15 protein-coding genes are annotated in these 16,501 nt (G+C 42.9%); 13 read left to right on the top strand and 2 right to left on the bottom strand.

Annotation, left to right across the window (positions count from 1 at the left end; all coding sequences use genetic code 11):
* Positions 1-13 precede the first annotated feature (13 nt).
* The 4 genes from R7E00_RS07625 to R7E00_RS07610 all read left to right on the top strand — a co-directional run bounded on the left by R7E00_RS07625 (position 14) and on the right by R7E00_RS07610 (position 4,068).
* On the top strand, positions 14-787 hold the full coding sequence (locus tag R7E00_RS07625; protein WP_025766712.1) for a DeoR/GlpR family DNA-binding transcription regulator: 774 nt from the start codon (positions 14-16) through the stop codon (positions 785-787).
* 11 nt (positions 788-798) lie between these two features.
* Positions 799-1,839 carry an oxidoreductase gene (locus tag R7E00_RS07620; RefSeq protein ID WP_262606093.1) on the top strand — a complete coding sequence of 347 codons (1,041 nt, stop codon included), beginning with the start codon at positions 799-801 and terminating at the stop codon, positions 1,837-1,839.
* Positions 1,836-2,306 carry a heme-degrading domain-containing protein gene (locus tag R7E00_RS07615; RefSeq protein WP_053350586.1) on the top strand — a complete coding sequence of 157 codons (471 nt, stop codon included), beginning with the start codon at positions 1,836-1,838 and terminating at the stop codon, positions 2,304-2,306. The genes R7E00_RS07620 and R7E00_RS07615 overlap by 4 nt, the downstream gene beginning before the upstream one ends.
* 184 nt (positions 2,307-2,490) lie before the next feature.
* On the top strand, positions 2,491-4,068 hold the full coding sequence (locus R7E00_RS07610; protein ID WP_005389121.1) for a sensor domain-containing diguanylate cyclase: 1,578 nt from the start codon (positions 2,491-2,493) through the stop codon (positions 4,066-4,068).
* A 51-nt stretch (positions 4,069-4,119) separates the two neighbouring features.
* Here R7E00_RS07610 and R7E00_RS07605 read toward each other — a convergent pair whose 3' ends face one another.
* Complete coding sequence (locus tag R7E00_RS07605; protein ID WP_064353879.1) at positions 4,120-4,677, bottom strand: DUF3750 domain-containing protein; 558 nt, start codon at positions 4,675-4,677, stop codon at positions 4,120-4,122.
* 479 nt (positions 4,678-5,156) lie between these two features.
* Here R7E00_RS07605 and R7E00_RS07600 point away from each other — a divergent pair, with 479 nt between their 5' ends.
* From R7E00_RS07600 to R7E00_RS07580, 5 genes are all read left to right on the top strand, one after another.
* Entirely contained in the window at positions 5,157-5,519 is a 363-nt protein-coding gene (locus R7E00_RS07600; RefSeq protein ID WP_017634013.1) for a hypothetical protein, read from the top strand.
* A 35-nt stretch (positions 5,520-5,554) separates the two neighbouring features.
* Positions 5,555-6,019: a GNAT family N-acetyltransferase gene (locus R7E00_RS07595; RefSeq protein WP_017820619.1), complete on the top strand. Its 465-nt coding sequence runs from the start codon at positions 5,555-5,557 to the stop codon at positions 6,017-6,019.
* 249 nt (positions 6,020-6,268) lie between these two features.
* Positions 6,269-7,687, top strand: a complete 1,419-nt coding sequence (locus R7E00_RS07590) for an SLC13 family permease (protein ID WP_017634015.1) — start codon at positions 6,269-6,271, stop codon at positions 7,685-7,687.
* A 3-nt stretch (positions 7,688-7,690) separates the two neighbouring features.
* The gene (locus R7E00_RS07585) at positions 7,691-9,028 is read left to right on the top strand and encodes a sensor histidine kinase (protein WP_262606092.1); all 1,338 of its coding nucleotides are present in this window, start codon (positions 7,691-7,693) and stop codon (positions 9,026-9,028) included.
* Complete coding sequence (locus tag R7E00_RS07580) at positions 9,015-9,488, top strand: response regulator (RefSeq protein ID WP_053303110.1); 474 nt, start codon at positions 9,015-9,017, stop codon at positions 9,486-9,488. Before R7E00_RS07585 ends, R7E00_RS07580 begins: the two co-directional genes overlap by 14 nt.
* A gap of 107 nt (positions 9,489-9,595) precedes the next feature.
* On the opposite strand, the gene R7E00_RS07575 is transcribed toward R7E00_RS07580, so the two are convergent.
* Positions 9,596-11,299, bottom strand: coding sequence for a putative bifunctional diguanylate cyclase/phosphodiesterase (locus tag R7E00_RS07575; RefSeq protein WP_005377743.1), 1,704 nt, complete (start codon positions 11,297-11,299; stop codon positions 9,596-9,598).
* 487 nt (positions 11,300-11,786) lie between these two features.
* On the opposite strand from R7E00_RS07575, the gene R7E00_RS07570 reads away from it, so the two are divergent.
* From R7E00_RS07570 to R7E00_RS07555, 4 genes are all read left to right on the top strand, one after another.
* A complete protein-coding gene (locus R7E00_RS07570) occupies positions 11,787-13,004 on the top strand; it encodes an HD-GYP domain-containing protein (protein ID WP_262606091.1) in 1,218 nt (405 codons plus the stop codon).
* A gap of 202 nt (positions 13,005-13,206) precedes the next feature.
* On the top strand, positions 13,207-13,830 hold the full coding sequence (locus tag R7E00_RS07565) for a LysE family translocator (RefSeq protein ID WP_025766704.1): 624 nt from the start codon (positions 13,207-13,209) through the stop codon (positions 13,828-13,830).
* Between the two features lie 212 nt (positions 13,831-14,042).
* The gene (locus R7E00_RS07560; protein ID WP_262606090.1) at positions 14,043-15,587 is read left to right on the top strand and encodes a YjjI family glycine radical enzyme; all 1,545 of its coding nucleotides are present in this window, start codon (positions 14,043-14,045) and stop codon (positions 15,585-15,587) included.
* Between the two features lie 22 nt (positions 15,588-15,609).
* Positions 15,610-16,491 (top strand): YjjW family glycine radical enzyme activase, encoded by an 882-nt coding sequence (locus R7E00_RS07555; RefSeq protein ID WP_258482023.1) that lies wholly within the window; start codon positions 15,610-15,612, stop codon positions 16,489-16,491.
* Positions 16,492-16,501: the final 10 nt, after the last annotated feature.

Here is a 16,501-nt window from a genome sequence, read left to right as displayed (position 1 = left end):
GTGAATTTAAGTTATGACACAAGAAGAAAGACTCGTAGCACTCAGAGCGAAGCTGGAGCAGCAAAACAAAGTAACGTTGTCTGAAGTTTGTGAGTACTTTGGTATCTCGCGAGATTCAGCTCGTCGAGACTTAGTTAAGTTGAGTCAGCAACCTGGGTTACAAAGAATACGAGGTGGTGTCATGCTTGCGCCGATCTCTTCCCATACCGAGGCATACGCGAGTCGACCCGTGAGTGACGTTAAACATCGACTAGCTCAAGCTGCCGCAGCGTTGTTGGATGAGCGCGACCATCTTGTTATTGATACCAGCACCATTTTGTCTCTGCTCCCACTCTATGCAGGAAAAGCACATTGTGGAGAAAACAAGCTCAACGTCGTCACTAACAGCATTGATGTACTGACCGCTGCTGAAACAAACGACACAATGGACGTTTATTTCTTAGGCGGACACTTTGACCCTTATGCCAGAGCAGTTTTAGGGGCGCAAGCAGAGCAGCAAATGCAGCAGTATCACGTGAACAAAGCGTTCATTGGCGTGTGTGCATTGACATCCCGAGGGCTGACAACAAATAGTTTGTTAGAAGCAACAATGAAACAAGCGATGATTGCTCAAGCTCAGCAGGTCATCGTCGTTTGTGAATCCCGAAAAATTGGTAGCGACAATTTCCACCACGTATGTGATTTGTCAAAGATCGACATCATTATTACCGATCATCCCCCTCAATCAGATTTTCAACAACTCCTCGATCACAATGATATTGAATGTATTGTTGTGTCACCGAAATAAGGAATCTTAGAATGGCTTACGATCCCGTAAAAACCGCTGTGATTGGTTACGGATATTCAGCAAAAACGTTTCATTTACCCTTCATTAAAGCGCTACCAAATTTAACGCTGAGCGCGATAAGCTCTCGTCAACAGGAGGCGGTTCAAAATGATTGGCCAGATGCTAAGTGGTTTTCTGATGCGAATACTTTACTCGATGATAGTGATGCAGAGCTCGTAATCATTACTGCGCCAAATGACGTACATTACGAACTTGCAAAGCGTGCGTTGAACAATGGGAAACACGTCATCGTCGAGAAACCGTTTGTTACTCGTATAGAAGACGGTAATGAACTTATCGCCTTGGCGGAAGAGAAAGGTCTAGTGCTGAGCGTTTTTCACAATAGACGTTGGGATGGAGATTTTCTCACGGTTAAATCTCTTATCGAACAAGGTAAGTTAGGTGATATAAAGCTGTTTGAGTCACACTTTGACCGTTACCGCCCTGAAGTTCGTCAACGATGGCGAGAGCAGGCTCAAGATGGCGGTGGTATTCTATTCGACCTTGCTCCTCATCTTCTCGATCAAGCATTGGTGTTGTTTGGCTTGCCAGATGCGATAGACGCACAATGTCGAATGATGCGCCCGGGTGCGACAACGATTGATTATTACAACGTGATACTTCATTACCCTGAGCATATTGTGCACTTGCATTCAAACTTGTATAGCCCAGAGCCGAATCTCCGCTACAAAGTATTGGGTACGGAAGCTAAATATGAAAAGTTCGGATTAGATCCTCAAGAGGGCTACTTAAAAGAAGGCCGTTTGCCGGAAAACGATGCTTGGTCGGAAGAAGATGAGGTGTTATACGGCGTCCGTTACGACGAAGACGGTGCGCAAACTATCAAAACGGAGAGAGGCGAGTACCAAGCTTACTTTGTTGGTGTGGCAGACGCCATTCGTTTGGGCACTGATAACCCGGTTCCTGCCGCTCAAGCAGTACAGAATATCGCTCTGATTGAGATGGCATTGGAAAGCAGTAAAACGGGTAAAACGATTCAGGTGAAACCATGAGTTTGACGCTTGAACTCGTGGCCCTGCAAGAGCATGAACTTCAGTTGGCGGAATTTAATCACCATATTGCGTGGTCTATCGGCCTCGCTCTAAAAGAAGAGGCTGAAGCTCGCGGCGCGGCTGTTGCTATTGAGGTTTACGGCTTTGGACAAACGCTATTTCAATACGCGATGGCAGGAACCTGCGCTGATCATTTAGATTGGGTCCGTAGGAAGCGAAACTCAGTATTAAGGTATGGCCACAGCTCTTACTATCTTTCTCTGTACAACAAGCAAAAGCAACGTGATTTCGAAAATCAGCCTCATCTCGATGCTCGTGAGTACTGTGCTCATGGTGGCGCGTTCCCAATTCGGCTTTCTGGGTCTGGTTTGGTTGGGGTTGTGACGGTATCGGGTTTACCGCAGTTAGATGATCATCAGCTAGTTGTGGATATATTAAAAACGATGATAGAGACAAAACCCTCTTAAACGCCAAATATGAAAGTAGCACGGTTCTTTATCGTGCTACTGAATTCTCTTTTTAGCTCATAAAGTGTTCTTTAATGTGAGCAAATATTAACATTGATCCCAACTTACTACCTGAAAATCAAATCAATTTCATATAACCTATACGCTCATTCATATAGAAAGCCTTCAAAGTTGGCCATTGGCAATGTCTTTTAGAAGAAAAGAAAAACTCAATCTTAGAAATCTTATTGTCACCCTATGTGTGTTCAGTGTGCTTGTCACTTTGATCAACGCATTCTACTCGATTTATCGTGTTCAAAGGGATCTCATCATCAATAACACGTTAGAATCAAACCGTGTTTACGCCCAAAAAATGTCTGAAATGACAGACTCTTTCATAGAAAGCTCAATGTCGCAGCTAAAATACAGTGCGAACGTGCTAAAAGACAAGATGCATGACGCTCAGCTTCTTGATAAAGAGGCTGAGAGATTAAGAACGCAAACCAAATCATTTAACTCTGTGGTTGTCGTTAATGCAAAAGGGGTTATTATTTCCGTATCACCTGAAACACTTCAGGTGAAAGGTGTAAGGTTAGTGGGTGAAAGAAAACGCCAATCTTTAAACGCTCAAGCACCAGTTGTTACTGAACCATTTATATCGCCCGCTGGAAATTACTTGTTAACCATCTCATACCCTATATTTTCTCAATCTAATGAATATTTAGGTTATATCGGCGGCACTATTTATCTAGAAAAAGAAAATATTCTCGCAGAGTTACTCAGCCAGCACGCATACAAAGATGGTTCTTTCCTTTACGTTGTCGATGAGAGTAACACTCTGATTTATCACCCAGATCAATCGAGGGTTGGTGAAGTAATCGACGATAATGAAGCAATCAAAGCGGTGACGATGGGGCAGAGCGGCAACAAAGAAATTGTTAACTCTCGCGGCGTCGAAATGCTTGCTGGTTATGCGCCAGTAAAGTCATCAGGATGGGGAATTGTTGCTCAGCGCCCGAAATCGATGACGTTATCTGTGCTAGATGAACAGATGTGGAATGTTTTCCTTAAGTCGATTCCAATTGGTTTATTAACTTTGTTGCTAATTTGGTTCTTGTCCCTTCTTATTTCTAGACCACTTTGGCAGTTAGCGGGTGCTGTGCGAGGTGTCGAAGAACATTCATCATCTATCGATGATCTCAAACTGGTTAAGTCTTGGTATTTTGAGGTCTCACATTTGAAGCTTAGTTTTCTTAAAGCATTTGGTATCGTGTCAAAAACCATTGATAAGCTGCAACTGGATACATTAACAGATTCGATGACTGGATTATTGAATCGACGTGGATTAGATAAAGTTCTTGGTTTGTTTAAGCAGGAAAATACCGCGTTCTCTGTTTTGGCGCTAGATATTGACCACTTTAAGAGCGTAAACGATAACTATGGCCATGACGTGGGTGACAACTTACTTAGAGAGTTTGCGCAGTTAATGAAAGACCAAGCTCGCTCTAATGATCACCTGTGTCGTTCTGGCGGTGAAGAGTTTATGATGTTTTTGGAAAAAACAGACGTAAACCACGCTATGGATGTTGCAGAGCGTATTAGACACAACGTGGAACAACATGACTTTCAGGTGGTTGGTAAGGTCACGGTTTCGTTGGGCGTTTCTCACTGGAAAGGCAATGACACACCAATTGAAGCGGTAATGAAAGACGCCGATAATGCACTGTATAAAGCGAAACATAATGGAAGAAATAGAACGGAGTTGGGTGACGACGCACAATAGATATTGCGCTTTATGCTGAACATAAAACGAGCCAGTGACTAATCTTTGCTGTTAATCGCTGGCGTAACCGCTACCAATTGCGCGAAACGGCAAGTTCAGCTCTAATTCTGGAATTTGTTTACCCACCCAAGCCGGAAATGTATTGCTATTTGGCCCTGGAAACAGCGTATATTCTTCAGCCCAAGGGTATTGGTTAATAACACTTTGTATTTTAGGGATAAGCTGGCGGGCCTTTTCACCTTGTATGGAGAGGATCTTTTCTGGTTTTGCACCATACCAATATCGATCTGGCGTCCCAGTTTGGTACTGATATAGAGCGGGTTGTCCGCGATTCACTCTCCAGCCGACTACTTCATACACTGTATATTCGTTCGCATTTTCAGGCTTTATTGCAAACCATGTATGAACGGCAAACCAGCCTCGCCAACCAAACGCGTCTGCGGCGTAAAACTCAATCACAGCATGCTTAACATTGGAAGGATCGGGTGCGATACCCGCAGGTTCTCTGCTTGCGGTACGCCAATCTCCTTGAGTGCATCCACCCAGCATAACCGCGATTGACATGAGCCAAATTTTCACAAGGTGAGTAAAGTTGAGAGGGTCTTTCATTTATTGCTCCTAGACCAACCGATGTTGGTAACGCTCTACTGATTTTAGCTATAAAAACGTGGCAAGCCTGATTGTTGAAATCCTCTCCTTATTAAAAGAGAGAGGGAAGTTAGTGCCATAATTCCAGTTCATACGTAATAATAAGGTAAGCCGATTTGTAACATGTGGCATAGACGATGCCGTATTTCTCGAACGATTCATCTAGTTGCGTATGAAAAAGTAAGAGGTTGTATGTATTCCTTACACGGTCACATGAATTAAAAGCATAAAAAAACAGAGATTTACAGTGGCCTTTGACTGGTTGAGTGAGTTTGGGACCCTCACATTGTCTCACATTTGCTTGTTTTGGACGGAATTTTCATCGCTCATCTTTTTGCGCGTTTAGAGTCAGCGTTCAGCTATGGCACAATAGGCGCTCACAGAACAAGTGCTGTTTGGTCATGCAAATAGCAGAAAAATAACTAGAAATAGAATAATTAATGTTTAAATCAAAAAGTATACTCGCATTAAGCATGTTCGCATTTGGCTGTTTTGCCAATCAAGATAGCGAACCAACGTCCGTTGTGCTGAACTATGGTGACTCCTCCATCAGTACTGATATTCAAGCCAATCGAAAATTTCATGTTGTCCGAGACAATGAAAGTGAGCACGTAGAATTTTCCGGCGGAATCACAAAGGAGTATTCCGATTATATTGTGAATATTCATATCATAAGAAAAAGCAATATACGCAGATCAAGCCGAGAGCTGAATACAACCGTATTGATGAACAGTGATCAGATTGGGAAGCCTTTAGTGATTGGCATTGAAAATGATGAGTTCACTAGTATCACTTTGCGTTAATGCTTAGTATTTATTGAATAGGAATGAGGAAATTGATGCTCTCAATACGCTGCTATCGCACCGAGGATGCCCCAACACTGTGGGCACTCTTTTACCATACTGTGCGAATCATTAATCGTCGCGATTATACGGAATCACAAGTTTCCGCTTGGGCACCATCAGATTTTGACCTCGATGTGTGGCAACGAAAAATGGACGATATTCAACCGTACGTCGCGGAGATAGAAGGGCAGGTCGTTGGCTATTGTGATTTGCAAGGTGACGGCTTGATTGATCATTTCTTTTGCCATCATGAATACCAAGGACAAGGTGTTGGTCGTGATTTGATGTCTTTTCTTTTTTCACAGGCGAAAGTACAGGGGATAAAACGACTGTATTCTGAAGTGAGTATTACCGCCCGACCTTTTTACGAGAAAATGGGTTTCACAGTTAAGTCTCGACAACGTGTTGAGGTTAGGGGAGAAACCTTAACTAACTTTATGATGGAAAAGTATATTTAACTTAAATAGTGAGCATTTAGTGAGCTTGAACACAGATATAAAATGTTTTCCAATGTGAAAGCGAGTTCATTGATCTCGCACCAACGTTTTGTTTGAAAACAGTGTACATAATCTTCTCTGGAACGCCATTACCGCATTTCGTCTCTGAAGGCTTAAAAAACAGTCTGAAAGTTTTGGTTTTGCGGCGGGTAATAGCGTTCCAAACGCCAAATGTGTCTGGCTAACCATCTCAGGAAGAGAAGTAGTACTATGCGCCCTTATCTCAAATACGTTGTTCCAACATTGATACCATTGCTTGTTTGGTTAATGCCTCTCTCTGCGTTCCCATTTGATGGCATTACTATCGTCCAGCAAAGAGTGATTGCAATCTTCTTGCTTGCCGCACTTTGCTGGGTATTCGAGCCAATTCCAATCTACGCCACTTCGGTTGTGATCATTGTCCTAGAGCTATTGCTTGTATCAAATAAAGGTATTGTGCTCTTTCGTTTGCAAGAGGGGCAGCCACATTTTGGTGAACTATTACAATACAACGAGATAATGGCGACCTTCGCTAGTCCGATTATTATGCTCTTCCTCGGCGGTTTCTTTTTGGCTATGGCGGCGACAAAGTACAGGTTAGATGTCAACTTAGCCCGAGTGTTACTCAAACCATTTGGACAAAAACCAAAGTTCGTTATGCTGGGGTTGATGCTGATCACCGCTGTTTTTTCCATGTTTATGTCAAACACCGCAACAACAGCGATGATGTTGTCCATTTTAACCCCTGTGATAGCGGTTTTCGGGCCTAAAGACCCAGGTCGAATTGCATTCGCCTTGTGTATTCCTGTTGCAGCCAACATTGGTGGCATTGGTACTCCAATCGGCACGCCACCGAATGCCATCGCCCTAAAATATTTGGTTGGTGACAACTTAATTACGTTTGGTGAATGGATGGTATTTGGTGTGCCATTCGTTATTGTGATGATGGCGTTAGCCTGGTTTCTGATTGGCTTTTTATATAAAGCCGAACAAACCACCATCGATCTGAACATTAAAAGCAAGTTTTTGAAAACACCCAAAGCAATAATGGTTTACGTCACCTTTGCCGGCACGATTATTCTTTGGTTGATGGGGTCTGCACATGGAATGAATTCTTACACAGTAGCATTAATTCCGGTCGCAGTGTTCTCATTGACGGGCATCATTAACAAAGAAGACTTGAAGAAAATCTCTTGGGATGTGCTTTGGTTGGTGTCAGGCGGTATTGCTCTGGGCCTTGCTCTAGATAAAACCGGGCTTGCGAAGCTGGTGGTACACAGCATTCCGTTTGATCAGTTCTCGCCATATGTTGTCTTGTTTGGTGCGGCTTTCTTGTGCTTGTTAATGGCAAACTTTATGTCGCATACAGCCACCGCAAACTTGCTGATGCCGATTATGGCTGCGCTGGGTACTTCTATGGCTTCGCTAACGCCTCTCGGCGGTGAAGTTACTCTGATCTTGGTCGTGACATTTGCTGCTTCACTCGGTATGTCGTTACCAATCAGTACGCCACCAAACGCGTTAGCTCATGCAACAGGGCATGTCGAGAGCGGCCAAATGGCTCGTATCGGTGCCGTGCTAGGCGTGATTGGCGTATTACTCAGCTTTGTGATGGTGTGGATTTTACATACTGTTGGGCATATTGGATAACCCATGTACGAAACGAAGTTAGACGCGTTAGTACAACGCTACTTTAATCACCTTGAACGCCGATTAACGGTTTTATCCGGGTCGGTGCTTATTGAGCAAGCTGGCTACAACGATCGCTTGTACTATGTGCTGTCGGGAGAACTGGCGGGCTATTACGCGGAAGATGACAAGAAACCGATTCAGGTATTTTCTGCGTCTCAAGGTGCGTTTATTGGCGTACATAGTTTCTTTTCTGGTACGTGGACTGCCTCTTCGACAGTGATTGCTCAAACCGATGTTGAATTGGCTTGGATACAGCGTGATACGCCTGCCGTGGAAGAGGCGACATACGGACCATTGACGACACAATTTATGCCTGTGATGGTTAACGAATTATCTCGTCGTCAACGGCGCGCAATGCAAGAGGCATTGGCTAAAGAAAAAGCACTACAAAAGCTTCATACCGCAGAGCAAATGACAACGTTGGGGCAGCTTGCAGCGGGTATTGCTCATGAGTTGAACAATGCGATAGGCGTTGTAAGCAGTAAATCAGAACGGCTAGAGACAGTTATCATGGAATTGCTTGAAGAAGTTCATCCGGAAGCGAGTCAATTTTTTGATTTTGGTTTAATGCAAGGGCAGAAAGTCTCTTCTAGCGAAGCGAGAAAGCGGGGGCGCCACTTCGAAAAATACTACGGTTTAACCAAGGAGGTTGCTCGTGATCTTGCACGTGCCGTTCCAAATAATTTCCTTTCGGAACATTGGCTAAAAAGACCAGAAGAAGCGATACGTTTCTGGCAAATGGGACGAGATCTCCATGACTTACGCATTGCCTCTAAACATACCGTTGGCATTGTACGATCCGTAAAACAATTGGGGCGCACGGATATCGACTTGGATGAAGCGATTAACATCAATGATTCAATCAATCGCGCATTTGATCTATTGCAAAGTGACTTAAGACGAGTGAGTGTTCGTTTTAGCCCTGCGGATTTACCTGCTTTTACTGGTTCTCAAACCGAACTCGTCCAAGTTTGGGTAAATATCTTAAAGAATGCGTGCGATGCGCTTGGTGAAACGGAGAAACCCGGTATCGAAATACATACTCGGGAGAGTAAGGGTAAAATTTTGGTCACGATTGCTAACAACGGACCAGAAATTGATGAAGCGACACGTAGAAAAATTTTCCGGCCAAACTTCACCACTAAAAAGGGAGGATTGTCGTTTGGTTTAGGGTTAGGTCTGTCGATTGTGAAGCGCATTATCGCCGGATATAACGGCTCTATTGTGGTAAAGAGCGACAGTGAAAAAACGATTTTTAGAATCAAGTTACCAGTAGAGGGTGAACATGGAGAAGCTTAATGTAATTTGCGTTGATGACCAACGAGAGGTACTAAGCGCGGTTCTACAAGATTTAGAGCCGTTAAATCAATGGTTGAATATCGAAGACTGCGAATCAGCAGGTGAGGCTCTAGAACTGATGGATGAATTTGATGCAGAAGGCGAGATGATCGCATTGATTATTTCCGATCATGTGATGCCAGGTAAAACGGGAGTAGAGCTGCTGACCGATGTATCAAAAGACGGTCGTTTTGGCTTTACGAGAAAAGTGCTTCTTACCGGGCAAGCGACGCACACCGATACGATTAATGCGATCAACTCCGCAGGCATTGACCGCTACTTTGAAAAACCATGGCAAGCAAGCCAATTAATAGAGTGCGTTAGAAACCTGGTGACCCAATATATCTTTGATGTGGGCTTAGATTACACTCAGTATCACGAACATTTAGATCAGAGTGTGGTGTTTGAACGCCTACGTTAATAGGGGGCATTAAGCTTTGTTTTCGTCACGGCCAGTTAGTGTCTGAAATCTATAGTGAATAGTTCAGCATGTTTAACGTGGCCGTGCGGAATATTGCTCTAGTATGCTTAACTCAACGAATAGCGGCTTGCACTGGCAACAGAAAGTGGCTTAGAGAACCAATAACCTTGCAGATAATCGACGCCCATTTCGGTAAAAAATTCACACATTTTGGCGTCTTCAATTCCCTCAATCACTACTTCAATATTATTTTCCTGGCACATAGTGATAAGAAACTTCAGATATTCTTGTGAAGAGCGGTTGGTTAGTGTTTTCCACGCCATCGACCTATCAATTTTGATTTGTGTCATCGGGAGGTCGAAGAAGCTATTTAATGAACTGTAACCAGATCCAAAGTCATCCAGAGAGAGTGCAAATCCTAGTTCCCTGAGGGTATTCAGAGGGGCAATGGCTGTCTGATTATTATCCAAAATAAACGTTTCTGTTAGTTCCAACACAATAGACTCAGGATCGACACCAACCTCATCCGCCATGGCTTTAATTCGCGCAGGGAATTCACTATTCATTAACTGAAGTACAGAAACATTCACGTTTACACGAACTTGGTTTTGGTAACGCTCACGGTAGTTTTTGATAAATTCACACGCTTTGGCAAAGACTTGATATCCGAGTTCGACAATCAAACCTTTGTTCTCTGCGACGGGGATGAATTCGTCTGGATAAATTTCGCCAAACTCTTTGCTACGCCAGCGAACCAGAGATTCGAAGCTCACTACTTTTGAGCTTTTGGCGTCAATAATTGGCTGAAACTTAACGCTTAATGTCTGTTTTTCAAGTGCACTTTTTAGACCTTGCTCAATAAAGAAATAACGGTCTACGGCATGCTGAGTTTTCTCACTGTAAACCGCAACACGGTCTTTATTCTGCTCGCTTGCGTACTGACAAGTTCGTGCTGCTTTACGTAATATTTCCTCTGCTGAGTGACTTGGATCTATGCAAGGATACAAACCAATACTAATGTTACTTCCTAAGTATTGGCCCTCTTCAATCACTGCCTCGTGGTAGGTTTCCTTTAAACTTTCGGCATAACTTTGCAGCGTTTCTACCGAGCATTCATCGTGAATCAAAATCGCAAAGTCATCATCATGTACGCGATATACAGAACTATTTGGAGAAGGTAGGTGACTGAGAGTTTGTAGCAATTTTTCCACTAACCCATCGACCAACTCGCTGCCATATTGATTTAAGTAAGATTTAATCTCTTCTATCTGAATGTAACAGATAGATGCACAAGAATCAGTGGCTCGCACACTATCTTCAATATCCAGCAAGAGATGGGCGCGATTAGCCATACCTGACGCATTGTCATGAAATGCGACTTGATGAATGTAGCTTTCCATCAGCTTGCGTTCAGAAATATCACGGTGGCTACCAACCATATAATGACCATGTTCTGTTTCTTTGGTCATGGCTACACCTTCAATCCAGACGTACTGTCCATTGGGTTTACGCACGCGGTAGGTCGTTGTGACCCTCGTGTTGTTGGTAATGATGTGAGCATCGACCCGAGTGGAGAGTCTTTCTCGATCGAGAGGGTGAACAAGGTCTAACCATTGCTCTAAGCTGATTCGACCAGCGTTGATACCAAGCTGCTCATAAAAGCCCTTGTTATAAAATACCATGGTGCCAAACTCATCCATGTAAAAGAGGCCTTCGTTAAATACATCGAAGATATGAATGAATCGTTCTTCGACGATTTTTAGGAACTCTCGGTCACTATCTGAGACTTGTTGGTCAAATATGGTGGTCAAGATATTTCCTCCTCGAGCCTTTTAGCATCAGAGATGAGTGTTGGGGTTGATAACATAGAGTTGATCTGCTGGCGTACATTACAATCACAAAAGTGTCAGTTCAAATTGTTTGGCTATCATTTTATGCGCTACTAGGTTAATAACATACTAAGATTAGGCGGCTAATCATCGACATTTATAAAAAATAGTCAACAGTAAAAATCATTTATAAAATACAGTTATTGATGCCGTCCGCAATCTATAAATATTTATGAATAATTATCCTAAAGTTATTTTCAGTTGTGTCGGTATCAATGTGCTGTTTTCTAACGTCATTTGTATATATGTTATCTTGGATAAAACCATAATAACAAAAAGGACTTAATGAGCGCGACCGATTATTAATTGACAGGATGCTCATTAATTGTAATCAATTCAAATTTATTATCACGCCAAGTAATCAAATCTCTTATAATGCGGACGTTAATATCGAGTAAGCCTTCTTTATATGCAGTACGATCCGAAAAATTCAATCAAAATTGCGCTCGCTGATATCGGCGTTGGTATGTTTGTTACCGCGATAGAGCACAACAAGCGCGTCAATTTAGCCAATGCAGGGCGGATATCTAGCCCTGAAGGCATTAAGAAGCTTGCTACAAGTGGCGTAAAGTATGTTTGGGTAGATCAAACATTATCTTCGCAGCAGTGTGTCTTCAAGCCTGTAGATGAATCAACTGATGCCACTAAAGAGACGAGAGAGCAGAAACACTCAGATTTTAAGAGGGGTCAACGAGCTTATCGTTCGAGAGACATCCAACACAAGCGAGCCAAAAGGCTGATCGCCGAAGCAAAAGATTTGGCGCAAAAACTATTGAATCAAACTTTTGAAGGAAAAATCATAGAAGTTGATGAAGTAGAAGCTTGGGCTGACGATGTCATTGAAAGTGTTTTGATTGACTCAGATGCGTTGCAGTGTGTCTCTGCACTCCGAAAAAAAGACTCTTACTTATTGGAACACTCCGTCAATGTCGCTTGTCTTTTAGTGTCATTCGGTAAGTACTTGGGCTTGGATAAGCCAACGCTAAAACAGCTTGCTGTAGGTGGCATTATTCATGATGTAGGTAAAATTAAAGTCGATGATAAGATCTTGCACAAGCCAGCGAAGCTAACGCCTGAAGAATTTGAACATATGAAGCTACATCAAGTGTTCGCAGGTGAGATTATCCTTCACGTAAAAGGACTTAGTGACGTAAGCCGTGATGTTTGTTTGATGCACCACGAGAAGTTAGATGGCAATGGTTATCCTAGAGGCTTGAAGGGGGAGGAGATTCCAATTCACGGCCGTATGAGCTGTATTGTAGATATCTACGATGCGCTAACGGCTGATCGCTGTTACAAAAAAGGCATGAGTTCTGCCGAAGCGTTTAAAATCTTGTTGAGTCTAACGCCATTTCATTTAGACGCCGACTTAGTTTACAAATTCATTAATTGCATTGGGATGTACCCCGTAGGCTCCATTGTCGAGTTGAACGATGGGCGTGTTGGTATTGTTTGGTCTTCAAATGAATCTCAAGCATTAAAGCCAGAAGTGAAATGTTTCTACTCCCGCAAGTATAAACGATACATTGATGTCACGATGGTGGATTTAAAAACGAGTGCGTACAAAATTGAAAGAGCGATAGCGCCTTCATCGTTAGAGATCGATCCTAAGCCTTTTTATGATTAAGAGAAATAGATAAGCTTATACAACAGGCTTTACATCCTTGCATGTAGATCGTATTTTATTTGCATAACTATCTATTAATTTTTTCTAAGTTGTTTAGATGCAAGATGGTTATTAAGACCTCGGCTTCATGGATAGAAACCGGGCGATAAAATAGTTCTATACACAATGGGCTATAAACCTCATTTTGCTGGAAGGGATGCCAATGCAAATAGATACATGGATTTTTTACACTCTTGCTATTCTCGTGCTCACAGCTTCACCAGGACCAAGCTCACTGTTGTGTTTAAGTAAAGGAGTGAGTAGTGGGTTTCGTATTGCTTTCATGACTGCGCTTGGCAGTTTGTCTGCGATTACGATCATCCTTACGCTCTCATTTACCGGGCTGGGAGTTGTCATTGCTTCATCTGAGTTAGTTTTTAATATTATCAAATGGTGTGGCGCCGCTTATTTAATCTGGTTAGGTATTCAAGCGTTGCGCTCATCTCAGACAGATTTTAATAAAACGGCAACGACTCAAAGTTCCGCGACAGCGTTTAGCGCGTTCACTAGTGGTTTCATTGTTGGCGCTAGTAATCCCAAAGCGATAGTCTTTTTCACCGCTTTGTTTCCTCAATTCATAGAACCTTCCGCACCGCTACTGTCTCAATACGCGATTTTCGCGTCTACATTTGTGGTTTTTGAGCTTAGCTGGCTAACATTTTATGCATTGTTAGGGGTAAAAGCCTCCGATTGGTTGTTTGTCGCTGGAAGAGCGAAGTTGTTCAATCGTTTGACTGGTGGAGTATTTATTGGTGCAGGCGTGATGTTGTCGACGGCAAACCGATAAATAAGACAGACTTCGGTACGCAGTTAGGTTTTCCCATATAGTAAGTTGGAATGCGCTAATTTAGCTTTGTCTTATTTCCAGAATGGAAATAGACGTTTTGTTTATTTTCATTAGTGGCAACAGCCAAGCAGGAGTAAAATCACGTTACTCTTTAGGGGTAGAGCTCGTATTTTGTCTTGTGGGCTTGTGGTTACTTTGTAGGAATATCTTAGATGACAAGCCTTTCTAAACTACAACAACGTTTGCTAGATATCGCGACCGACGTCCGTCTTTCTCCAAAACAGAAGTCGAGTTTTTTAGCTTTAGAGGCGGAATCGTACATTCCTTATATGACGGTATCTCCATCACTGAGACAAGCAATGGATGAAGGCATCATCTGCGATATGTTTGAAGGTCATGCACCGTTTAAACCTCGCTATGTGTTGCCTGATTACGCTAAATTTCTATCGCAAGGCTCAGACTATTTAGAGTTGTCTCCGGCTGATGATTTCGATGATGCGCTGAATATGCTTACCATCATTTACCATCATGTTCCTTCGGTAACGAACATTCCGGTTTACTTAGGTCAGTTAGATGATGTCTTGTTGCCTTACATAGGCGACCTAACAGAGAGCCAGATTTACAAAAAGTTAAAACATTTTTGGATCATGCTGGATCGCACATTGCCAGATGCGTTTATGCATGTGAATGTCGGACCGACAGACAACATTATTTGTCGCACTGTTTTAAAAGTAGATGCGGAGCTCAAGCAGATCGCACCGAATCTCACCTTTATGTACGACGAGACAGTTACACCTGATGATTTACTTCGTCAAGCGACACAGAACATTTGTGAATGCAGTAAACCGCATATTGCCAATTACCCAATGCACGCGAAAGCCTACAACGGCTCACGCTTTGGTATTGTAAGTTGCTACAACTCGCTTCCATTAGCAGGTGGCTCGAACACATTGGTGCGAATGAATTTAAAAGAAGTTGCAAAACGAGCATCAGACTGTAACGACTTCTTAAATAGTGCGTTGCCTTCTTACCATCGATTAATGATCGAGCTCATAAACGCAAGAAGCACGCACTTGCATGAAAAATCGAACTTCTTTCAAGGCTTTTTGACGCAAGAAGGGTTGATAAAAGAGTCCTATTTCGCGCCAATGTATGGCGTTTACGGCATGGCCGAAGCGGTAAACCTTCTATTTGAAAAAGAAGGGCAAATAGGGCGATACGGAAAAAATGATCGAGCAAATACTTTTGCTCATGATGTTTCAGCAACACTGGCTAAACTGGTGGACTCAACCCCAGTGAAATATGGTTTAGATGGCAAAGCGCTCTTACATGCACAAGGCGGCATTAGCTTAGATCATGATGTTACGCCAGGTGTACGTCTGCCTTATGGTGCAGAGCCAGACCCTGTCACTTATGTACAAGCAACGGCGAAGCATCATCAGCATTATCGTGCGGGTATCAGCGATATTTTGACGATTGATGAAACGGTGAAATCTAACCCAGAAGCGATGTTCAATTTATGTAAAGGGGCACTAAATGCTGGTTATCGTGAGTTTACCGCGAATGTCACTTCAAATGACTTAATTCGCGTGACAGGCTACATGGTCAAACTTTCAGGCGTCGCGAAATATGATGAAGAAGGTTCGAGAACCAACACGACGTTTCTAGGTGCAGAAGCAGCAAAAAATACCAAAATTTTAGAACGCTCACCACGTGTGGTGAGCCATGAAGTAACACCGACTTACACGCAGGCATAAGTTCGGTTTAGGAAAGAACAAGATGTCTAGACGAAGTGGAAGCCTATTGGCAAAAGTCACTCGTATCCTTCCTTTCTCTTGTGTTGATGGGCCAGGAAATCGTCTAGTCATCTTTCTACAGGGTTGTAACTATCAGTGTTTGAACTGCCACAATCCTCACACGATAAACCATTGTAATCATTGTGGTGAGTGTGTGAGTGAATGTTCAGCAGGCGCATTGAAGTTCGACGAAAACAACAACGTTGTTTGGCTTAAAGAGGAGTGCACCCACTGCGATCATTGTATAGAGATATGTCAGAACCAATCTAATCCAAAAATTACTGACTACTCTGTAGTAACAATGCTCGATTTGATACGCAAACATCGCTTTTTCATCAGTGGTGTTACAGTATCCGGTGGGGAATCTACCTTACAACTTCCTTTCATTATTGAGCTGTTTAAAGGGATAAAACAAGATCCTGAATTACGGCACCTCTCTTGTTTCATCGACAGTAACGGTTCTTTAGCGGTTGCTGGTTGGCAGCGTATTCTACCTTTTCTGGATGGCGCAATGATCGATTTGAAAGCGTGGCAGACGGAGACGCATCAGTGGCTAACTGGGCGTGATAATCATCGTGTATTTAAAACCCTTCATTACCTAGCTGAACACGAAAAATTGTACGAGGTCCGCTTACTGCATATTCCCCAAAAAAGTGATTTAGATATAGAAATCGTAGCAATTGGACGTTACTTGAGTACTCTTCCTGAATCGGTGCTTATCCGTTTAAATGCCTTTCAACATCACGGAGTTGTGGGGGAGGCGTTAACTTGGGACATGTGCTCTCATCATGATATCGAACGCTTAAAATCAGAGCTTCGATGCTACGTGAGTAACCCTATCACAGTGCCGACAGTACTCACGTAGTACCGTTGTT

It is taken from the genome of Vibrio sp. Vb1755, assembly GCF_033338635.1.
In the GTDB taxonomy this organism is placed as follows: domain Bacteria; phylum Pseudomonadota; class Gammaproteobacteria; order Enterobacterales; family Vibrionaceae; genus Vibrio; species Vibrio alginolyticus.
The sequence above is the reverse complement of the archived record's forward strand: the minus strand, read 5'-3'. Positions and strand labels throughout refer to the sequence as shown.